This is a genomic window from Paenibacillus sp. 1_12, assembly GCF_900114475.1.
Taxonomy (GTDB): Bacteria; Bacillota; Bacilli; order Paenibacillales; family NBRC-103111; genus Paenibacillus_S.
In genome coordinates this window covers 102,082-124,981 of sequence record NZ_FOTE01000011.1, presented here as the reverse complement: position 1 = coordinate 124,981, position 22,900 = coordinate 102,082, and the positions used below count along the sequence as shown (strand labels likewise).

At 42.1% G+C, this 22,900-nt stretch carries 20 protein-coding genes; all 20 read right to left on the bottom strand.

The genetic code is table 11. The annotated features are described in order from the left end of the window. Positions 1-99 precede the first annotated feature (99 nt). Positions 100-1,734, bottom strand: a complete 1,635-nt coding sequence (locus tag BM210_RS22745) for a flagellin N-terminal helical domain-containing protein (RefSeq protein ID WP_091173837.1) — start codon at positions 1,732-1,734, stop codon at positions 100-102. Positions 1,735-1,919: 185 nt separating this feature from the next. Next, positions 1,920-2,153: a carbon storage regulator CsrA gene (gene csrA, locus BM210_RS22740; protein WP_091173835.1), complete on the bottom strand. Its 234-nt coding sequence runs from the start codon at positions 2,151-2,153 to the stop codon at positions 1,920-1,922. A 2-nt stretch (positions 2,154-2,155) separates the two neighbouring features. After that, complete coding sequence (fliW, locus tag BM210_RS22735) at positions 2,156-2,608, bottom strand: flagellar assembly protein FliW (RefSeq protein ID WP_091173834.1); 453 nt, start codon at positions 2,606-2,608, stop codon at positions 2,156-2,158. Positions 2,609-2,691: 83 nt separating this feature from the next. Next, on the bottom strand, positions 2,692-3,261 hold the full coding sequence (locus tag BM210_RS22730) for a DUF6470 family protein (RefSeq protein ID WP_091173831.1): 570 nt from the start codon (positions 3,259-3,261) through the stop codon (positions 2,692-2,694). 28 nt (positions 3,262-3,289) lie between these two features. Further along, on the bottom strand, positions 3,290-4,189 hold the full coding sequence (gene flgL, locus BM210_RS22725; RefSeq protein ID WP_091173829.1) for a flagellar hook-associated protein FlgL: 900 nt from the start codon (positions 4,187-4,189) through the stop codon (positions 3,290-3,292). A 36-nt stretch (positions 4,190-4,225) separates the two neighbouring features. Next, positions 4,226-5,668, bottom strand: coding sequence for a flagellar hook-associated protein FlgK (gene flgK / locus BM210_RS22720; RefSeq protein ID WP_091173827.1), 1,443 nt, complete (start codon positions 5,666-5,668; stop codon positions 4,226-4,228). 32 nt (positions 5,669-5,700) lie between these two features. Continuing rightward, entirely contained in the window at positions 5,701-6,198 is a 498-nt protein-coding gene (locus BM210_RS22715; protein ID WP_091173825.1) for a flagellar protein FlgN, read from the bottom strand. A 30-nt stretch (positions 6,199-6,228) separates the two neighbouring features. Beyond that, complete coding sequence (gene flgM / locus BM210_RS22710; protein WP_256223939.1) at positions 6,229-6,504, bottom strand: flagellar biosynthesis anti-sigma factor FlgM; 276 nt, start codon at positions 6,502-6,504, stop codon at positions 6,229-6,231. A gap of 104 nt (positions 6,505-6,608) precedes the next feature. Beyond that, positions 6,609-7,040 carry a flagellar protein gene (locus BM210_RS22705; protein WP_091173821.1) on the bottom strand — a complete coding sequence of 144 codons (432 nt, stop codon included), beginning with the start codon at positions 7,038-7,040 and terminating at the stop codon, positions 6,609-6,611. Positions 7,041-7,146: 106 nt separating this feature from the next. Further along, positions 7,147-7,923, bottom strand: a complete 777-nt coding sequence (locus BM210_RS22700) for a ComF family protein (RefSeq protein ID WP_091173820.1) — start codon at positions 7,921-7,923, stop codon at positions 7,147-7,149. Beyond that, positions 7,920-9,830, bottom strand: coding sequence for an ATP-dependent helicase ComFA (locus tag BM210_RS22695; protein WP_091173818.1), 1,911 nt, complete (start codon positions 9,828-9,830; stop codon positions 7,920-7,922). The genes BM210_RS22700 and BM210_RS22695 overlap by 4 nt, the downstream gene beginning before the upstream one ends. A 23-nt stretch (positions 9,831-9,853) precedes the next feature. Continuing rightward, positions 9,854-10,252, bottom strand: a complete 399-nt coding sequence (locus tag BM210_RS22690; RefSeq protein WP_091173816.1) for a glycosyltransferase family protein — start codon at positions 10,250-10,252, stop codon at positions 9,854-9,856. A gap of 55 nt (positions 10,253-10,307) precedes the next feature. Beyond that, positions 10,308-11,036: a response regulator gene (locus tag BM210_RS22685; protein ID WP_091173815.1), complete on the bottom strand. Its 729-nt coding sequence runs from the start codon at positions 11,034-11,036 to the stop codon at positions 10,308-10,310. Between the two features lie 2 nt (positions 11,037-11,038). After that, positions 11,039-12,193, bottom strand: coding sequence for a sensor histidine kinase (locus BM210_RS22680; RefSeq protein ID WP_091173812.1), 1,155 nt, complete (start codon positions 12,191-12,193; stop codon positions 11,039-11,041). A 247-nt stretch (positions 12,194-12,440) separates the two neighbouring features. Then, complete coding sequence (locus BM210_RS22675; protein WP_091173977.1) at positions 12,441-15,035, bottom strand: stalk domain-containing protein; 2,595 nt, start codon at positions 15,033-15,035, stop codon at positions 12,441-12,443. Between the two features lie 234 nt (positions 15,036-15,269). Further along, the gene (gene metK / locus BM210_RS22670) at positions 15,270-16,478 is read right to left on the bottom strand and encodes a methionine adenosyltransferase (RefSeq protein WP_091173810.1); all 1,209 of its coding nucleotides are present in this window, start codon (positions 16,476-16,478) and stop codon (positions 15,270-15,272) included. Positions 16,479-16,672: 194 nt separating this feature from the next. Next, positions 16,673-16,945, bottom strand: coding sequence for an alpha/beta-type small acid-soluble spore protein (locus BM210_RS22665; RefSeq protein WP_177237952.1), 273 nt, complete (start codon positions 16,943-16,945; stop codon positions 16,673-16,675). A gap of 82 nt (positions 16,946-17,027) precedes the next feature. Continuing rightward, on the bottom strand, positions 17,028-17,651 hold the full coding sequence (locus BM210_RS22660) for a hypothetical protein (protein WP_091173806.1): 624 nt from the start codon (positions 17,649-17,651) through the stop codon (positions 17,028-17,030). Between the two features lie 167 nt (positions 17,652-17,818). Then, positions 17,819-21,304: an S-layer homology domain-containing protein gene (locus BM210_RS22655; RefSeq protein ID WP_091173803.1), complete on the bottom strand. Its 3,486-nt coding sequence runs from the start codon at positions 21,302-21,304 to the stop codon at positions 17,819-17,821. Between the two features lie 483 nt (positions 21,305-21,787). Further along, a complete protein-coding gene (locus BM210_RS22650) occupies positions 21,788-22,888 on the bottom strand; it encodes a glycosyltransferase family 4 protein (protein ID WP_091173801.1) in 1,101 nt (366 codons plus the stop codon). Positions 22,889-22,900 lie beyond the last annotated feature (12 nt).

Genomic DNA, 22,900 nt, shown 5'->3' with positions numbered 1-22,900 from the left:
GACTTGAACTCAAGTTATCGCCCATGATGCGCCACCATAAAAAAAAGCCCTACATAAATATAAATGTAGGGCTTTTCTGTATTACCAATAAAGTAATGATTAACGAAGCAATTGCAGAACGCCTTGCGGCTGTTGATTAGCTTGTGCTAGCATAGCTTGAGCAGCTTGTGAAAGGATGTTATTCTTTGTGAAATCCATCATTTCTTTCGCCATATCAACATCACGGATACGGGATTCAGCACCTGTCAAGTTCTCGGAAGCAGTTTGCAAGTTATTGATTGTATGCTCCAAACGGTTTTGTACAGCACCCATTTTGGAACGTTGTGCCGAAACATTTTGGATAGCTGAGTCAAGAGCAGTCAACGCTTGAGATGCTTTGGAAGCAGTGGAGATATCAAGTGCTGACAATCCAAGTGCAGCTGTACGCATATCGCTAATACCAAATGTAAGGGTTTGTCCACGGTTAGCACCAATCTGGAAGGTCATTCCACCATTAGCGCTACCTTCCGTTTGAGCACTACTTAAGCCTAGATCGGCAATAGCGGTGGATCCAGCGTGATCTTTTAAAGTGACTGGACCACTCTCACTACTAATGATAAAGTTACCATCTTTACCTACTGTAACTTTAACAGCTTCAAGATAGCCTTCTTCCCCTTGTTTTTTAACTGATCCTGTTGTGTTATATCCCGTAATTGCATCGTTAATTGCTTTTTGCAACTGTATGGCTCCACTTGCCATAGAAGTCACTCCATTTTCCACGCCACCACTAATTGTAACTTCAAGCAATACTCCATTCACAGACAGATCAGCTTTCGCGCCTGAAATTACTGTAGTTCCATTATAAGTAGTACTACCAGCACCTGCAACACCACCGGAACCGCTAAGACTTGTTGCTTTTCCAACAATACCCTTGTTATCTGACGTTATTTTGGAATCAACACCTTTAGTGCCGCTCTCAAGAACCAAATTACCAGCCGAATCAACATAACCACTGATATGAGCAACATTCACGCCTGAAGCATCGATTGCTGCATTAATAGTGTTAACGATAAGCTCAGCAGCTTTAGTTTGGCTACCTGGACTTCCAGATGTAACGCTCTTTAGAATGTCTTGTTGATCTGAATTCAGCAACTGCCAGTTTACATCAATAGCAGTCCCATCAATAGTAATAGTTTCCTTAGCGAAATTGGCAGCAGCTATAGTCGCTGATCCAGAAGCCAACGTCATACGGCCAGTTAATGATCCACCGGAAAGCTTAGCAACAATTGCTCCTGTAGTTGTATCTTGAGCGATATTTGCACCACCAGCTGATTTCAAAGCACCGTTCAACAATTTCTGTGTATTGAACTCAGTAGTGTTACCGATACGGTCGATTTCGCTTTTCAATTGGGATACTTCTTCTTGAAGAGCTTTACGGTCGTCAGCAGTGTTCGTACCATTCGCGGATTGATCAGCCAGTTCGCGCATACGTTGCAGGATGGAGTGAGTTTCGTTCAATGCACCCTCAGCTGTTTGGATCAAGGAAATACCATCTTGGGAGTTCTTAGCAGCCATATCCAAACCGCGGATTTGCGCTCTCATTTTTTCAGAGATTGCCAAGCCCGCTGCATCATCACCGGCACGGTTAATGCGAAGACCGGAAGACAATTTCTCTAGGGATTTGTTAGCACCAGCAGTGTTACCTGTTAATTGACGGTGCGTGTTTAAAGCTGCGATATTGTGATTAATTCTCATTGTATTCTTCCTCCTTGAAGTTTCGTATTCCACATCCATGTGGATAATTGGGGCATAACATGGGTCGGCCGCCCTATGTTTTTGCCGCTACATAATTTATCGTAATTTGTCTAATGAAAGTGAATAGCTATTTTAAAATTATTTGAAAATATCTTTAATAACATGCCATTGTCCTGAGAAATCCATTATTCGGACTTTTTCCTCACCAGCTTGCCTATTTGTATCGGACTCAAAGTGTGCGTTGCCGCCTCGCGATTGGCCTTTTGAATGGACTCGAACACTTCCTTGCGATAGATTTCCACCTGTTTCGGTGCATTAATACCAATACGCACATTCTCACCTTCAATGGATAGAACCACCAACTCGATATGATCACCAAGCATGATCGATTCACCTTTTTTCCTCGATAAGACGAGCATGATTATCCCTCCTCTATAGATTCTTCTGACGGTATCAATGGCAGTGGATGTTTGGTGGTATAGCCGGAATCATGGAGGATGATCTGTCTGCCCAGTTTTTTCTTAGAATTAACAATAATTGGTGCAAGTAAATTAACGGTCACTTCATTTAGATCCTCAGTTACCGTGACTGCAGACCATACTTCAATGTCTTCAGGCTGTTCAATTTGTAGCTCAAATTGTGTCCCTTCATTCATAGAGAAGTCGTAGTCATGAAAGTAATCAAACGGGTTCGTAACCAGTATCGAAAGGCTGCCTTCATCTAAGGACTGCAAGTAAGAAAAAGGTACTCCTTCTTCCATAGGAATTAATAAAAAATCACGATGCTCTTCAAGCCCTGGCAAGCCGTTTGAGAAATGGAACATCTCCTGCTTGCTATATTCAAGTTCTCCAAAATATAAAGTATTTATTTTCATGGATTGTTTCCTCTCTATCCGTATATGATTGTAACGTAATAAAAAAGCTGTATAAGAGCTATGATTAGCTTCATTATACAGCTTTAGGCTTTATAATCAATTGGAGCGACCGAGATATCGATACTTTGATGCTGCAGCATATAAATGTTTAATTTGCCACGGTTATACTCATATTCGACACGGTTCGGGTGTGTATTTAAATTTACTTTTCCGTCTATAGTATTGATCTCAGCTTTATGGGCGGTATAGGTAATGTCAACATTATCGTAGGAAGCTTCGCCTGCATAATCGTATTCAGAGAAGTTGCGATCGACATTTTTGGCTATCTCCGCAAATGGATTGGAGTCAAGCTGAATTTGCGCCATCCGATTTCCATCTTCTACTCTTCTTGCAATTCCTCGTAACGCAATTTCACGGCCCTGCGAATAAATACGACTGAATACTTCCAAGGATGGTCCTATACCGAGAGCATCCCAAGCTCGAGATTGGTCAATATCCATCTCTCCACGCGGCTGTCTAATGTCCTGCTTGGGACGGTCCACAGTCATCTCAAATGTTGCCCGTGGCTGCTGAATATCCTGAGTCCCGAGATCAGCATCAATGCCAAGCAAAGCCGGCTGCTGACGAATTTGAATTTGCGGAATACTCGGCATGAAGAACCTCCCTTAAGCTCAGCTATGTTTATCTCAAAAAGTCAGCCAAGCTTGGTCTAATTAATTGTGATCCAGCTGATAAAGATGCCTGATACACATTTTCATCCATTTTCAGGTTTGTGATAACCTGCGACATATCAGCATCTTCAGTTTTCGATTGAAGACTCTGTAGATTCGTATCGATATCTTTAAGACGGTCTTCCGCCAATTGGATTCTATTGGTCTTGGCACCCACGTCAGAGCGGGCTGCTAAAAGTTTGTTCATTCTGGTATCCATATGCTCAATTGCTTTTCCTATACCTTTCTGATCCTGACTGCTTAGAGCGTTAGACAAACTACTAAGAATATTAAAAGCGTTATCTACACCATCAGCTGCACCAAATACTTGTTGACCTGTTTTATTAATTGCCAGACGTACACCAACACCAATCTCAAATTGAATATCTTCAGTATCTGAATCAGTAGCTCCCGCTGTTGCAACATCCGTATACGGCTTAACATCTGTCTTCTGACCATTAAACACATATTTACCGTTAAACCTGCTGTTCGCGATACCCAGTAGTTGTTCATTGAGCTGATCGATCTCAATTTTCATTGCATTAAGTGATTCTTCCGAGTTGGTACCCGTTGCACCCTGCACGGCCAGCTCTCGTGCCCGCTGCAGCACATCCCCCGCTTGGCCTAATGTGGTGTCCGTATAATCCAACCAAGACACAGCACCATCTACATTACGTTGGTACTGATCGTTCAGAGCCAATTCACTACGGTAACGTAGAGAAAAGCTGACACCTACCGGATCGTCGGAAGGTTTATTGATTCTTTTACCTGTAGCCAGTTGGTTTTGCAAATTATCCATTCTGCCTAGGTTATTATTTAAGTTACGGAGTAATTGCGTATTAAGCATGGTTTGCGTTACTCTTGATGGCATGGATATTCACCTCTTTCCATATATAAACTCTATCTATTATCTGCCTACAACACCCATACCGTTGATCACTTTATCCAGCATTTCATCAAAGGTAGTAAGCGCACGTGCAGAAGCGTTATAAGCATGCTGAAACTTGACCATATTGGCCATCTCTTCATCCAAGGAAACTCCACTTACAGATTGTCTTCGTGAGTCCAACTGATCAGCAAGAATTTTTTGGTTGGTGGACTGTCGTGTTGCCTCTTGCGTTTGTACCCCGATCTCAGAAACTACAGCCCGTAGGAACTCATCGAATGTACCACCATTCAAAATAATTTTAGTAATTCCTGAGCCATTAAAATTAAATTTGGTGTTTTTAAGATCGGCCAGCTGCTGCGCCAATTCATTATTGCCCTTTACTACCTTTTCAACGGTCCCATCCAAATACTTACGCGTTGATGAAGCAATATTTTCGACATCGTCGGTTATACTTTTGCTCACTTTAAAAGTTTCAGCTGCTTTTAAAGGGTCTGTTACAGGATCAAAGAAGTTGCCCCCTAGTGTAGCTGGTTCTTTCATTGTATAGCCTTTTGTATGTACATCATTGACTGCAGAGACTAGTGTAGCTGCCATCGAATTCAATTGATTCTTATATTCAGTTACATAGGTAGTTTGTGATAAATTAAGGGCATATAATTCTCCGCTATTCAAGTCGGCAGGATAAGAAGCTGCTACAAGAGCTTTGTTAAAGTCCGTAGGCGTCTGTCCAGTGACCAATGTTGTATTACCCATTCTTACTGTATATCCGTCCCCTTCTTCTTGCACGGTTACGTTAATGACTCTGGATAAGTCGTCCACCAGAACGTCACGTTGGTCACGGAGATCATTGGCATCGTTACCTAAACCTTCAATCCGAAAAATTTCACCATTCAGTCTGGCAATTTGTTTCAGTGTAGAGTCAACCTCTGTCGTTTTGACATCGATATTATCGGACAGATCGTTGGATAGATCATTTAATTTTTTGGCAACGTTATTAAATGCATCTGTTAAGGCAAGCGCACTCTCTTTGACAACCGCGCGAGTTTCCAGATTATCTGGCTGTTTGCTAAGCTCCTGAAATGAATTCCAAAAGTTATCCAGAACTTTTCTCAGTCCTGTCTCTGAAGGTTCATTAACGATAGCTTCCAGCTTTTCTAACGTATCTCTACGTACTGTCCATTCCCCTAAACCTTTATTTTCATTATAAAATTGTTTATCCAAGAACCGCTCTCTTACTCGAGTTACGCTTTCGACTTCCACACCTTGTCCCATTTGCCCAGGTACATTACTGCGCTGCATGCCTAAATTTTCAAAAGGTTTTGCGGCTACCATATTAACCACTTGGCGAGTGTAACCACGCGTATTGGCGTTCGTAATATTGTGTCCCGTTGTTTGCAATGCCGTCTGCTGCGTGAACAATCCACGTTTGGTTACTTCTAAGCCGGTAAATGTAGAACGCATCCGTGTTCACATCCTTCATTAATATCTATCATTTAAGCCCTTGTATCGAACATTCCTACTCGTTTGGGTGCCTGCTGCTGCTGCGGATTTTGATAAAATACCCCATCCTCTGGAGGACCCGCAATTAAATCCAAAGAATAATCGATAAAGGCCAAGGAGTGTTCGATAAGCTGCTGGTTGAGTCGATTCGATTCTCTTAAGTTTCGAATGGTATCTATTAACTGCTTTTGCAGATCCAAAAGCATTTTCTTTTCTGCAGGATTAAAAATGATCTTTGTTAAATCGCTGACAGTCACCTTCGGATTAGGCTTATAACCCTTTTCAATTAAAAATTGTCCGATCGTGTCGATCCTTCGCTGATCTAGCTCACCGACCTGTTTGACCAGCTTGGTTTCTTTAGATACCAGCTGCATGAGTTGAGGTACATCATTACGAACAAGCACCTGTTTTTTCTGCTCGGCCAATTCGAATAAGATGTCATGTATGTCGTTGAGTTCCTGCATCGTTTGAACCAAAGCTTCAAATGCCATGTTCATCCACCTAATCGTCAGATTGGTAATCTATTTAATAAAAGGGAACAGCTTCTCCGCCAATGTTCTAGCGTCAATTTTATAGGTGCCAGCAGCTACTGACGATTTGAGTTCAGCAATTTTGTCTACAGACTGCTCCTGGCCTGTTGGCCCTTGAGTTCCAAGAAGCTCCTTGGCTTCGCTCGAAATTTCTACCTGGTCTTTTTTCTTACCGGTTTTACTAGCCGCTGAAGCCGACAAAGCTTCATAACTTTTTTTGTATGGGTTCACTGCACCGATCCGATTGCTTCCGTCTACTTTCATCATTCCCACCTCTTTTTCAATTAAAATAACTTCACCGATAAAGCGTTATACCTTTTATCGGTGAAGTTACAGCAAAAGTTTATATTAAGTTTTGAGAATGACTTGTTTTAGAACCGATCTTTTAAACGATCATGGATTTTAAAAGTTTTAAAAGCGTTCTTGTTCTCTTCTGCTTCCCGCTGCTTTTTACGATTTTCATCCTCATGCATCTGGTTGGTTTCTTTAGCCAGCTTGGACCGGCAGGGTTCACACATGTTATGTTCACGAATGGCCGTTCCGCATACTTCACAATCATAGCTCATATTCGGATTACCCTTAATGGAGATGCGTCCCTCGCGAATGAATTTCGTGATGAGCTGATGAGATACCCCGGTTGCATCGCTTAGTTCAGTGATAGAGCAGGAACGATATTCCCTTAAATATTTCAAGCATTTTTCATACTGTAAATCTATTTCCTTAATACAATTTCCACACATGCCATACATATTCTTTAAATAGACTTTCCCACATCGTTGACAATTAGCCACATTTAAAGTCATTGTTTATCTCCTTCCCCTCAAGAAAGCATCTTATATGTTAACTACAGTGTATCTTACTATCCAAATGCTTGTACACTGTAATTAGATCTATTTACCAAAAATATTGTCATCTGGCCCAACTGATACCGTATACTGCTACATCCAGCTCCATTGTGATCACCTTAGCGCATTCGTTTAAAGTGCTTCCTGTGGTATACACATCATCAATAATATACATTCTTACGGTGGTACGAGCTGTCATCTCTTGCAAAATGCTAAGCGCGGTGGGGTTAATTGCAAACACCCCTTGCAAGTCTGCGAGTCGGTCCCCACGTGTCTTGAAGCTTTGTTTGTCAGTATGGCGGACTCTTTCGAGCAGCCCGATTACGGGAATACCAGTTAGCCGACTGAGCTCCTCTGTTAGCTGCTGGGCTTGATTGAAGCCCCGCTCGTCTAACCGTCTTTCACTTAAAGGCACATAGGTTAACAGCTCGGTATAAGCCTCTGCAGGACTTGAGGGACCCATTTGTCTATGGTGCATATGGTAGGCATGCAGCAGCATTTTGCCGAGCAATGCCCTCAGCTTTTCGTGGCCCCGGTATTTAAATATACCAAGCCATTCCTTCATGATCGGATCATAGCTGACAGCACTACGATTTTGCACGAAAAAGGTCTCTTTGCGCCGACTGCAATCCCCGCAACTTTCCGGGCGACCGCAGCATTCACACTTCGTATGTAAAATCCATGGTATGGCTGCGCTGCAAGTATTACAGAGCGGCAACTCTCCACGCTTTGTATAGGAACCATTACAAGCTATGCACGAATAACGGCTTGGCGACAACAGCATCTCTGCTTGCTTGAGGCGGTCCGATAACCATTGACTAATACGAACTCCCGTATTCATGGGCTCTGTTCTCCCTTTGAACGTAAATATCCCTTCTTTCTGGCTAAGGCGTTCATCGCCTTGATTTGTCGAACGGCTTCCATTTGTTCACGCGTTCGTTCCTTTGCTGCAAAAAAAACGAGGCCTGCCGGGTCCTCAGCAGAACGACCGGCACGACCGGCCATTTGAACAAGTGAAGCTGAATCAAATAGTTGGGCATCGGCATCCATAATATACACATCCGATTTGGCAATCGTCACACCACGCTCCAAAATTGTCGTTGTCACTAACATACGAATGTTTTTGTTTCGAAAATCGATTACCATTTGCGCACGAAGCTCATCCTTGGAGGAGGTCCCTTGTATGACGATATCAGGATATATCCGTCTCAGGAGCTGCACGAACGACTCTATAAGCTGGATTTTCGGAACAAAAATAAATATTTGTGCGCCTCTTTTTAACGAAATGTTGAGCTTCTCATGGAGATTGCGAGGTATTGCTGCACGTTTTTGCTGCTGTGACAAGGACGGTGTGGGCAGCAGGACGGGAACAGGCAAGGGATGACGATGGTACCTTGCGGCCACCTTCACATGGGGAAGCCTGCCTCGCTCAGCGGCTCTCTGGAGCCGTTTGGGAGGTGTAGCTGACAGCAGCAGGGTTACCCCACCCATCGTGCAAACCTTACGTGCTGCATACTCTAGCATAGGGTTATTGTGATAAGGAAACGCATCGATTTCATCAATAATGACCAAATCAAAGGCATGCTCAAAACGCAGCAGCTGATGTGTGGTTGCGATTGTTAAGGTTCCCTTGTCCCAGCGCTGCTCGCTTCCCCCGTATAAGGTAACTACGGGCAGCGGTGCAAAGGCTTTTTCCAGCCTTGGCCTGAGCTCAAGCACAACGTCACGTCTAGGTGTCGCAATCACAACGCGTTTGCCGCGGTCCAGCATATATTGGATCATCGGAAATATCATTTCCGTTTTGCCAGCACCTGTTACGGCCCATATTAAAAATGGTTCCGGTTTACTGCTTGATACCCGCAAAGCATTCGACTTCCATTCATTTCCTTTCAAAAATGTTAATGCTAAATAAGATGCTTCCGCCTGTACATCACTCAATCCCCAAGGCTCGATATATGGTTGGAGGTCTTGATCTTCTTCTTCCTTACCGCCAACCTCCCGATTCGTATGACCGTCAACAGGCACACTGACTAAAATAGAACAAAAACGTGAACGACCCATCGTTAGACACTGCTCGCAATAAGGACAAGATGTCCCACAAAACAGACAATCCGTCATCACCATATGCGTGGAATCCGCTCCACAGCGTCTACATTCATAAAAAGGCTTATTTCGCAGTGATGGAAATGTTCGCTTGGAGTATGAACGAATTCCCTGACTTAATTGCAGTTCGCCCAGCAAATAAGCCATTTGCACATATAGCAACGGATGCTTCAATGCCTTCAGCAGCGCATGGTGCTCCATCAATTGATTCATTTCCTCTAAAAGCAAACTGCGACCGAGAACAACGCTGAGGAGTTTCTCAAGCTCGTCCTGCTGGGCTGCTGCCCTTCCTTCTTCCGTCCGTCTATAGCCATCCCATTGCAGCCAGTCACACTCCAGCAGATGCCCTTGATGACTGCCAGCTCGTCTTAGGTTCGGTATGTCCAAACGTTCAGCCTGCCGGTGTATCTCATTCAACAGAAGTTCCGGAGTGCAATCACTTGCATCCTTATGGTTCTTCTGGGTCTCATTCAGCTTGACCGTCAACGCAAGAGCTTGTCCAAAAGAGATAGCAGGTTCAAGCACCCAAATTTTGAGAGAATTCGGATGCTCGCCGAACCAATAGGCCATATCGGCCCTTACATCCAAAGTTAAATGCCACGAATAGGTTTTATCCTTTATTAATGCATAAATAACCGTCTTCATCTCTCACCCTTGCCCTTACATTTTCACATCATTTTGTAAGCGGTTTCTAAAATTTCTTGATGACCGAGCCGAATGACCATAACCTGCTGATCCTCATGCCGTGCAATCCATTCATCCAACGTGCCTTGTTCATCAAAGCTTTGAATATCAATTTGATAGGAGACTCGAAGCCTTTCGGCAATCGCCAAGGTTTCATCTGTTGACCCCTGGTCCGCTACAATCATCTGAATATCTCTACCTTTGAATTTGGAGAAAAACTGCAAGGATCGAATGAACCATTCTACCTGTGTTTGATTATTATACGTGATTAACCAGACATATACCTTTTTCGGGCTTTCGTGCAGCTCCCGTCGGTAATACCAATGCATCAAAACGATACTAACAGCATAACTGCCCACAATCCATAATAACCCTACCATCATCGCGGCTCCCTCCTTAAGCCATTATATGCCGCGACGAGTTGGTTGGTTCCAATGGCTACAACGTAACCCAGCCGTTTTTGATTGCAACAATAACCGCTTGGGTACGATCATCGACTTCCATCTTTTGCAAAATACTGCTTACATGGTTTTTTACCGTTTTCTCGCTAATGAATAAAAACTCGCCGATCATTTTATTGCTTTTCCCTTCGGCCATCAAACGTAATACTTCCGCTTCTCTGCGGGTCAGCGGACTGCTCTCGCTATGTATATACTTGACTCCCGCTTCTTTGGAGACTACACCCCCGCCTGCTACACCCACTTCATCCAGATAGGTCATTCGCCGAAGCTGATTGATCAGTTTACCTGTTACTTTAGGATGTATGTAGGCATGTCCTGCCACTACGGAACGAATAGCGTTAATTAACGATTCAGCTTCCATGTCTTTCAGCAAATAACCGGATGCCCCTTTGCGCAGCGTTTCAAATACATAGCTTTCATCATCATGAATCGATAAAATAATAACCTTGATATCAGGGAAAATTTCCTTCAGCTTGCCCGTGGCTACTACACCATTCTCAATTGGCATGTTGATATCCATAAGGACGATATCCGGATTTAATGTGTTACACAGCTCGATGACTTGAATCCCGTCGCCACATTCACCTACAACCTCAAGGTCGTTTTCCATATTTAATATCCGCTTGACACCCTCACGAAATAACTGATGGTCATCCGCAAGAACCAATCGAATATTGCGTTTTGTACTGCCTGCTGTTAACTCCATAATTATCCCTCCTTCGATTCTAGTTTGATTGGAATTAGCATCGAGACTTTAGCACCTGCACCTATATCTGATTCAACTTCCATTCTGCCCTCCAGCAGCTCCACACGTTCTCGCATTCCCATCAGTCCGTAATGACTGCCTTTATCGATTTTTTTGTCGACCTGCTCAACCATAAAGCCAATCCCGTTATCCTTGACCGTTACTTTAACCATCTGCTGTTGGTACGTTAGCTCAAGAGTCACATGGGAAGCTTGCGAATGCTTTAATACGTTGGAGAAAGCCTCCTGCACAACTCGAAAAATGGCAACTTCCATTCCCGATGGTAAACGTGTTTCTTTGCCAGCCAACTCGATTTTGGTGCGAATTTTTGTTTTTTCCTCGTAATCCTGAATGAACTTTCTTAATGCTGGAACTAGACCCAAATCATCCAGAGCCATCGGACGAAGATTGAAAATAATTTTACGAACCTCTTCGATCCCGCTTCTAACTTGAATTTTCAAATCAGAAAGCTCTTCCTTGGCCGAGCTGATCGTATCTCTATTTAGCATTCGTTCTGCAATTTCGGTACGAAGCACCACATTAGCGAGTGTTTGCGCCAATCCATCGTGGATTTCACGCGCAATCCGCTTTCGTTCCTCTTCCTGTGCCAAAATAATTTTCAACCCGATGAGTTGGCGATTTTTGGCCGATTCCAATAGACGCGTAACCTGATCCAGATCGCCATCCAAATATTCCAGCACAACATTAACTTGAGACACGACCGACTCTGCTCGCTCGAGCTGCTTATCTGCATTTTTGATTCGCTTTTGCAAATCATCCCGTCTTGCCTTTAGATACAGCTCTTTCTCTCTGAGCATGGCTAGCTGTGTCTGCATCTGTGTGGCAAGCTCATATGCTGCACGAATATCGTCCTCCTTAAACCGTTTGAAATCACGGCTTACTTCGGTCAGACGCACACGTGCTCGTCGGTACTCCATTTCAAATTGGTCAACTTTATTAATAGTGTTTGTTGTTTCTTCCATAACCTGCTGTAATTCGCTGTTCAGAGCCTGTCGTTCTGACCGAACACTTTCACAGATTTCGAAAATTTGATATTTGCTACTTTCCATGACGTCAATCGCATTTTTGATAACGCGATCCAAAGCATCCACTTGCATATCAGTCAGACTCCTTCCAACGACTCCATACACAAAAGTCTGCTCGTCAAAATTTGCAGTCCCGAACAGACTCCTATGCAATATAGTAACATATTTCAACGCATTTGTAAGAAAAGCTTCTGATCGAAGCCTATTCGGTGAAGATACATTCGTGTTCAATAGGTTGCTTTTCTTGCGAGATCAGATTCGTTCAGCTCCGCTGAAAACATAAAAATTCTGATCTCTTAAGAAAGTTATAACGAACTCATCATTGCAGGGTGATTTGCTTGGTTTTCTCATCCCAAGTCACCTTCCAACCCAGATTTTCAGAGAGAATCCGCAGCGGGACAACAGTGACATTATTCATGATTTTGGGTGCTACTTCGGCCGTGACTCTTTGACCGTTAATAATAAGATCCGGATTATCATTCCATAAATCGATCAGCTTGTCTCCACGAATTACCGTCACTTTGCGTTCCTTCTCATCCCATCGCACAGTACCGCCTAATGCATCCGCGACAAATCGAATCGGAATCAGCGTATTTCCACTAACAATAACTGGCGCCTGCTCGAGCGTCATATTTTTCTTATTCACAGTCACAGTTGTTTTATTAATTGTCAGGTTGACCTGATTATTGGATGGTGTCACAATATCACCTTTATACGTAAATGTAATATCATCCAGCTCAATCTTCCCTTTAGCCGCGCGCTCGTCCTGTCCGATCTCTTCATTAACAACGTAAATGCTTCTTACGGTAATCGGATATTTGAAATTATAGCTGCTCAGATCCTCAGAGACAACCTGCCAGCCCTTCCAGTTCAAGATTGGTGCTAGCTCTACATAAAATACACTGCCTGCACTATCCCGAATTTCGGTCTTCAGCGCATTGAGACTTTCATCCCCATTTACTCTAAGCTTCATAAATTGAGGCTGGCCCTCGATTTGAATCCCAGCATCGAAATCCGCAAAAGCCCATTTGGTACCTTTACCCTGCGTGAAGTCATAGTTTAATTCCAAATAGTGATTTTTACTCGTGTCCTCTTTAATATATACGGAGGAGGTTACGCCCTCTGGCTTGGCCCGCGATAACGTCATCACCGCATTCTTCTCCAAGTCATACCAGACCTTGTCCTTACCTACTGCGATTGTCAGCATCGTGCTAAATCCATCATAGCGTGCTATGAGCTGCGCCTGATTCGTTCCTGCAAGATCAATGACATTTAAGACGCCATTCTTGACCTCTGCTTTCATTCCCATCACTTCCCACTGAATCGCTTCAGCAGGCACTTCTCGGGTTTTACCTGATTTAGTTTTGGCTATAACCGGCAGCTTGTAGCTGCCTCCCTGGGACAATACCATGTTAGGGGCATTGATTTTTAAATTCGCGATTTGATCTCTTCCGACGACTTCGATACCTACCGACTGTTTTCCTGTTCCTGATGCCGCGTTTATTTGCGCGATTCCAGGCTTGCTTGCTGTAAACACATTATCTTTAAATGTACCCACATCATTGCTGACAGACCAGGTAGCAGGTATTTTATTCGTATCCACTAAAGGATTATAATACTCATCGTAGCCTTTAAAGCCTAATGCGGCCTGCTCATTCACAAACAGCACGCTTGGCGCTTGTATAACGAGTCCTTTAACCGCTCCCTGTGGTGCTGTAGAGTACACGCCTACGCCATTCACAACCTTACGCTGGATACCCGTTTCAGTTTTATTAGTTAGAACCGGTACCGTTTCTCCCAACGGACGTGTGGCCAATTGTGTAGATCCGCCCCCATCCAAATTCATGCCCTTCCATACGCCTACTTTGATCATAAATTGCTGAAGCTCCGTCATAGACAGACCTTTGCTATCCCCTGCATTATCTACAGTAATCAGGTAAGCTGTTTTTTGATCCTTCGAATAACCTATAGCTGTTCTCGAACGATTGCAGCACAAACTGTCGACTTCCCGCGAAAATTCAGCAGGCTTGCCCTCATCGACCATTATGGTGTGACCGCCAATCATCATTTTAAAATTTTTCGTATCATAGCTTTTGCTTGGATCCTGCGGAAGGATTTGATAATCGACGGTAAGTGGGTCACCAACCTTCATGTGCTGCTTAACAAAATCCGCGGCTAAACCGGATGTGCGTAATACATAACCATCTTTTGGCGCAATCACATTAATGATCGTGTTCTCTGCAATTTGTTTAATAACCCCATTCTCCACCAATACCTCGGTAGGTACGGTTGTCCCATCATTGGACCGGTCAGCCTGACCCCATGCATTCGTATACATAAACATGGCATCAATATGACTGTGCTCTCCGCCTGGCTCAAACCAGTAATACGTTTTATTAATACCGCCTAATGTAAATTTAGCTCCATCCTTAGCGGTTACGCTGCCTTGAAACGTAAATAAATCGACAATAGGAACATTGTTCTTGGATAACGCAAATGTATAGAAACCCGGTAAATACGGCGGGGTCGCCATCAATTGTCCATTCGCAATTTCAGGGCCCATTGGGACACCTTCCGCTTGCGTGTTGTAAAAATCGCCATTAATGCCGGCTACGGCTCCTGTTTCCGTAGTCATACCCAATACACTTTGTTTTTTCGTAAATTGATTGTTCGTGCCGCTCATAACATCCAATTTTACATAAGGGTTGGTCAAATCAACCTCTACTACATTCCCAGTCACTGATACTTCTTTTTTGTTACGTATTGATTTCCAAACATACTTTTTCATAATCGCACCAGAAGTTAATATATCTTGACTAATTTCAGTAACCGTAGGCTCGGGATCTGCTGCAAAAACCTTATCAGTTGTTATAATGGGTGATAAAAGAATCATAGCGGATAATGCGATCTTCATAGCTTTTATTCCTAGTTTATAGTGCTTAACCACGCTGCGTTCTCCCTTCTTATTGCCGTTCTACTCCATATAGACTCTTAAACCTGCTAAAAAGTTACGTTTTTTTATCGAAAAAATAATAAAGGTGTCCAAATTTGTAACTTTTAAAGTCCAGACATACAAATACAAAAAGCAGATGGGCGTCTTCCCACCTGCTTTTGAATATTTCATTATAAAGCTTGTCCTAAAAATTGGTTAAGCAAGAGCGTCGCGTTTTAACAGTTCCGCTTTATCTGTGCGTTCCCATGGAAGATCGATATCTGTCCGACCAAAATGTCCGTATGCTGCAGTTTGCTTGTAAATTGGTTTACGAAGTCCCAATTCTTTAATAATTCCCGCTGGACGCAGGTCAAAATGAGCACGAACTACTTCAACCAGCTTTTCTTCACTTACCTTACCTGTGCCAAAAGTGTCCACAGCAATCGAAACTGGACGTGCAACACCAATTGCATAAGCCAATTGGACTTCGCATTTATCAGCCAAACCAGCTGCTACAATATTCTTCGCTACATAACGTGCAGCATAAGCACCCGAACGGTCTACTTTTGTCGGATCTTTACCCGAAAAAGCGCCGCCGCCATGACGTGCATATCCACCGTATGTATCTACGATAATTTTACGTCCTGTTAATCCGGCATCTCCATGTGGTCCACCGATAACGAAACGGCCTGTTGGATTAATGAAATATTTAGTATCAGCATCAAGCAGCTTTTCAGAAACGATCGGCTTGATAACATGCTCCTTAATATCTGCCTGAATTTGCTCTAATGTTGTATCTTCACTATGCTGGGTCGATACTACAATAGCATCTACACGCACTGGTATATCTCCATCATACTCAACTGTTACTTGTGTTTTACCATCAGGGCGCAAGTACGGCAAAGTACCGTTTTTACGAACCTCAGTTAATCTACGCGAAAGTTGATGTGCAATAGAAATAGGTAGCGGCATTAACTCAGGAGTTTCATTCACCGCGAAACCAAACATCATTCCTTGGTCTCCTGCTCCAATGGCTTCAATTTCTTCATCAGACATTTGACCTTCACGAGCTTCAAGAGCACGATTAACTCCTTGTGCAATATCAGCGGATTGCTCATTCAAAGAAACCAGCACTGCGCAGGTCTGAGAATCAAAACCAAATTTAGCGCGAGTATAACCAATTTCCTTAATCGTTTGACGAGCAATAGCTTGAATATCGACATATTCCGATTGGCTCGAAATTTCTCCAATAACTAACACTAGCCCTGTTGCAACGGAAACTTCGCATGCTACACGAGCATTGGGATCATTGGCCAGGAATGCGTCAAGAACGGAATCAGAAATTTGATCACAAATTTTATCTGGATGGCCTTCTGTTACTGATTCCGATGTAAATAAGCGTCGACCGCGTGGTATTGATGACATACTATCGACCTCCTTAGTATTTTCGTAAAATATTGCTTTATAAGCATATAATTAAGTTGAAGCCTTAGACAAAAAATCAACCCTTTCCTATCGGAAAAGGTTACATTCTGTATGACCTTCTTTAGTTATGTTACTGGATTTACTGGGTACTGTCAATAAAATTGCATGAGTTCTAATAATCTTAATAAATGTCCTTATAAACTAAACATGGTTTCTTCAGCTTTTCTAATTAACCTGCTTGTAATCGCTCCACCAACGGCACCCGCGTCTCTCGATGTGATGTGTCCCCAGTAGTCTTCCTTGACCAAATTTGAAGAAATTGCACCTAATTCCGTTGCAAATTCAACATTCATATCTGCTAACGATTTTCCTACAGGCAATCCCATTTCAGCTGCAATTTCATATTTAAGTAAATCAAGAGCTTGATGGCTTTCCGGCACTATTTTCTTACGACTAGCCATAGTCATTCACCTCCCGATCCGTGATAATCGTAGTATTTCCATTGCACGGATCAGCAGTCGTATAAACTATTGTCATTATGGGCAAAATTTATGTAGTTACTTTACTACCATCGGCATTGGTAATCAAATAGCCTCCGCGTACCATTATATAAATATCCTGCTTGAGCTTAGGATCACTCTTGATCCCACGTCCATCACGAGGAATCATCAGCAAATGATTTAATTCGACAACTGCTCCAGCTACAATATCTTTTCCTGAGGTTAAATCAGGAATTCCATTATCATCGGAGCTAACTACAGTAACTTTTCCGGTTCGAACAATGATTTCTGTTCCTGGCCCGCCATAAATGGATTGTCCAGGTTCCAGTTTGATAACGTTCAACTGTGAGCTCCCTGATGAAGTTTGGTTGGGAACATCTATTGGTGGAGTTGTCGTCTTACCATTATCCGTTGGTGTTGAGTTGGGTTTGGTTGCTGAGAGTTCACTTGCCACAATCTGCTTGACCTTATCTTCCGTAATCGTTTGCTTGTTGAGTTCTTCGGCAATTTTCAATTTAATGTTTTGCTCAAAGTAGCTTTTTGTAATTACGGGGTCGTCAATGGTTCCCGCTTGAGTGTTGGTTGATACGCCATCTGCATTCGCTATAAGAACCGTGGTTGTCCAAAGTATCATAACAGCAATGGTAATTTTAATTGTAGGTTTGTACATCATATACCTCTCTTATCCTTTAATATTTGTATTTATAAGTATAGCTTGATCAAGCTATAAAAAGAAGACCCACAGGCTCCTCCATCCATTGCCAAGATTATTGAGGATTTGTAGTGAGGTATATAAAAAAAGAAGACCCAAAGGGTCTTCTTTTAAAAAGATATTAAAGATTAGTTAAGTGTAATAGCAGTGGATGCACTAACACCAGAAGGTGCAATTACGTTCACTGTGAAGCCAGTTACAGTAGGATCGATATTTGTAATTTGACCAGTAGATGCATTAATAGTTACAGTTCCTGTACCTACAATATCAGATGCATAGTAAGTCAAGTTAAGAACAGATTGATGTTGTCCAACGAATTGATCTGTTGTACCACCAGCGTTGTCTGCTTTTCTTGTTCCTGGTGCTTTTTCTGATACATACTCATTACTGAATTGATCTTTAACAGTTATTTTCTCAGCAATTTCAGCATTCTGAACATACAAGTTACCAGCTGTGTTTGTAAGAGGATTTGTAGTACCCATCAATGTAGTAAGAGCACTTCTAGCTACAGTTTTAGCAGAGTTCTTAAGAGCAATACTAGCTACTTGAGGACCTTCATTCTTAGTTGTTACATCAACACTTGTAGTTTGGAAGTCACCTTTAGCATCTTTATAAACAACTCTCAAATTAGCAGTACCAGCATCAAGACCAGTTACGAATCCTGTTGTTGTTCCTGGTGTAACAGTAAGAACTAGTGGATTAGAGCTTGTTACAGAAGAGATAGTTTGTGGTACTGCTACCGCTTCACCAGTGTTGTTTTTCGCTCTAACTTTTACTTCTTTGCTCAACTTAGGAAGATTAGCTCTTACATAAGCAGCGCCTGTTACAGTACCTGTGGAGTTGGTAAGAGCATTGGAACCCATGTAGTCTTTAACAGCAAGTACTGAGCTGCCAACACCATTGTTTGTACCTTTATCCAAGTAAGCTTCATAAGTCAATTTGTTTTTGCTGTCGTTAACATCAAGGATTTCGAGTGTAGTGTTTAAAGTCGACACTGAAACTGTCTTGTTGTTTTCAGTTCTGAACAATTCTGCATAAAGTGTGTAAGCACCAGTTGCTACAGGAAGTTTAACAGCACTAGCAACACCATTCGAACCATTAACTGCTGTTGCATTATTGCTATCTGTGAAGAATTTGAATGACTTGTCAAAAATTTGATTTGGTGTAAGTGTAGCTACATCAAAACCAACAGTGCTATAATCATTATTTGTAACATTGTACTTATAAACAGTGCTTGTAACAGTACTTACTGAAGCCTTTGGCACTACGGAGAACATTTTGTTAACACCTGCTTGCGTTGCACCTGCTGCAATATAAGCATTGGAATCAGCAACATCATTGCTCTTCAGAGCCAATCCACCAAGCGGATTACCTTGTAATCTTAATGCCACTGAGTACGGAGCCTCTGCGCCAGTTCCAGATAGTTTAAATTCCGAACCATGTTGATCATAAATTTTGAATTTCAACTCGTTATCAGTACCATTGATTTGGAACTTTTTAGGAGTTACAGAGAAAGCAATTTTTTCTGCTTTACGCTCTTCACCAACAGATGCAGAGAAGACCGCTTTTGCATTCGAATTATCAATCAATTGTACAGTAATGGAAGCATTACCTTTGTTAGTTACTCTACCGATTGCGATTTGGCCTTTGTGTGCTCCGCTTTTAACAATATATTTATCAGTAGTAGCTACTCTATCGCTAGACAATTGAATACCACCGGAAGAATATACTGTAAATTTGTCGCTATTGTCTACGATATCATCAGCTGAAAGAACATCACCTTTAATATCTTTAACAATAATCGGAACATACATTTTTTGGTCAACGTCACTATCGTTTGTCAATCCATCTCCGTTAGCCAACGTGTAGTTGTAGCTACCGAATTCAATAGTTGCAGGAACTTTACTAGCAGTTACTTTAACTGTTTTAGTTACTGTTTGACCTGAACCATTAGCAATAACATTAATTACAACATTGTCTTTTGATTCTTTCTTGTCATACTTGAACTTCAAGTCTGCAGCGTCAGTTCCGATTTCACTTTCAACAAACCAAGTGTCACCTTTGCTGTCTGTTGCTACTCTTTTAAGATTGCCGTCATTAGAATGAACGGAAACGCCATCTCTCAAAGTCGCTTGATCTTCTACAGGAAGACCATATTGGTCATATGCTTTGAAATCCAAGTAAGTGTCTTTGTTGGCTTCAAGAACATCAATTTTTTGGTTTGAGCTATTTTTCAAGTCGCCCACTTCAATTTTAGAGATAAATGGAGCTTCGCCGACTGCAAATACTTTATTAGCAGTTACGCCTGAATCTTCATGAATAATTGTGATCGAAATACGGTCATTGCGATCAAGTTTACTTTCAGTTTGGTTAGGAGCATCTTTTGCATCTTGGGAAAGATAGAATGCTTGCTCACCACTAATACCACTGATTGTAGTGTTGCTGCTGCTGTTAATTTGGAAGTTACTGTTTGACAAAGTAGATTTTGCACCGTATTGGTTAGTTGCTTTGAAATCAATGCGAACTTTTTTAGTTGTTCTTGCAATTGTTTCGGAAGCAGACAAGAACTCAATCTTAGCAATTCTTTCTACAGTTGTAGTAACAGAAGATGTTGCAGCTGTGCTGTCAAGATTGCTAACACCACTAATAGTTGCAGCATATACATTGTTTTGGAATTTGGAATCAAAAGTCAAAGTAGCTGTAGTTTTATCGTCACTCCACTTAGTTGTGTAGTTAGTTACTGCATTACCGTCTTTTTTGATTTCAAGTTTAAAAGCTTTAGCAGCATCGTCTGTCAAAGGACCGTTCAATTGAAGAGACAATACATTAGCATCAGTAGCTTTCAAAGAGTAAATAGCGTATTTACCATTGAAAACCGGTTTCCATTGAGCCTTAGCTTCAGAAGCGCCAAGAACCAACAAATCGCGAGTTGCATTGGAAGTACCGCCAAATTTACCGTCAGTACCATTGCTCAGCAATTTCAATTGAAGAGCTAATGCTACATAACCTTTAGCCCAATCGGATACAGTAGCGTCAGTAACACCTGGAGTTGCTTTAGCTGCAGCGTCTTTGTTAAGACCGCGAATCAAGAAAGTTGCCAGTTGTTCTTTAGTTACTTTACCAGCTGGGTTGTATTGACCAGGAGCATAACCATCAGTGATACCTGCTGCTTTAACAGCTTCGATGTAAGGTACTGCGTAGCCGTTTGCTGGATCATCGGATTTCACATCAGTGAAAGTCGAAGTTTTCAAAGTAGTGTCCACTTTCAATCCGAAGATCAAAGCTGCTACTTTAGCAAATTGAGCACGGTTCATTTCTTCTTTAAGACCAAATTCGCCTTCTTTTACGCCGTCAAAAACACCAGCGGAAATCAATGCGTCAAATTTTACTTTTGTAGCTGCATCAAGATCTTTAAGATCTTTAAAATCAGCGGATGATTTAGTTGCGTCAACTTCATTTTCTGCAGCAAGAGCTACTGATGAAAACATTGAGAATGCCATAGCTAGGGATAAAATAGTAGATAAACTTTTTTTCATAACCTTTAGTTCTCCTCCTCGAATATCTTTCGGTTTTTTAGAGTTCTGTTTAGATGGATTATAGCTCGATGCACTCATTAGCCGTTTCACCCCCTTCCCAGAGTTGAGCGAAATGAATTTTTATTTATTAAGGTCTGCAACGTATAAGTTTGCAGAAACTAGTAAACAATAGAATGAAAAGCTAGTTAATCGTACACCCTTGTACATTATACACTGCAATCCTAGTAAGGTAAAGAGGTGTGTTGCAAAATATATCCAACCTTTTACTTACTGCCCTGCTTTTTTGTGTTTCAATGTATTAAACGCGGCGTTGTATAAAAAGTTGCGCTGTTCTAAAAAAACTTTTTATTTTTCGACCAACTCATTTCATCTGATTTCGTATATCAGGTTGTCTATCAACTTCGTATTGCCTCTCTTACGAAACTTAGTATACAACGAACTATACGCTTACGTCATCACGTATTATTTTCCATGTGTACATTCTGATTTTACTCGAACCGCTGAATATGCAAAGGCCCCGAACCTAATGGGTTCGAGGCCTTTTTTATATTGCTTCTCATCTTATTTGGTCATACGTGAACGTGTACTTAGCAGGACTCTTACTTTTTGCAAAAATCGCAGGACTGGCTTTTTGGTTTGACTGATAATGCCGATCGCTTCCGCACCCAATACGAGAATAGCTATGAGTACAACAATCAGCAGAACCATTCCCCAGATAAGTTCTTGCTCTGACATATAAGATAGTAAAACTGCTGAAGCGCCGAATATAGATGCAATCCCATATATAATTAGTACGGTAATACGGTGGCTGAAGCCCAGCTGGAGCAAACAATGGTGCAAATGGCTCTTGTCCGGTTTGGAAATCGGAGTCTTATTCACCCAACGTCTTAATATCGCAAATAGCGTATCCGAGATCGGAACTCCAAGTATCATAATAGGAACAAGCAGAGAAAGCACGATCGATTGCTTAAAGCCAAGGATAGACAAAGTCGCCAGCGCAAATCCTAAAAATAATGCACCCGAATCACCCATAAAAATTTTGGCCGGATGAAAATTATAAAATAAGAAACCAATAATGCTACCAAGCAAAATTACACTCAATAAAACGACGGTCACATTCCCCATCATGAGAGCAAGTACAAGAATCGTAGTTATTGCAATGCCAGAGACGCCGGCTGATAAGCCGTCTAATCCATCAATTAGGTTGATCGCATTCGTTACACCAACAATCCAGAAAATCGTCAATGGCACCGACAACCACGTCAAGGAGATCATCGTATCCCCAAAAGGCACATTAACTAAGTCAATGACGACCCCTGAATATACAACAACACAGGCTGCAATTATTTGTCCAAGCAGTTTAATTCTTGGTGAGAGGTCAAACCGGTCGTCCAAGGCCCCTACCAAAACAACAATCGCACCACCAACCAGCAGCCCCAATGCTACATCGGATTGAACTGCAGGTGAAACTACGAAATACGCCCCTACAAATGCAATGAAAATAGCAAGACCACCTAATCTAGGCATGATCCGACTATGTACCTTCCGGTGATTGGGTGCATCTACAGCCCCTACCCAAAATGCAAAGCGCTTCACCAAAGGCGTCATCAGCAAGGCAATCAAGCAGGCCACTACAAAGCCAATTCCGTACAATACGTTCATTCTATTTACACA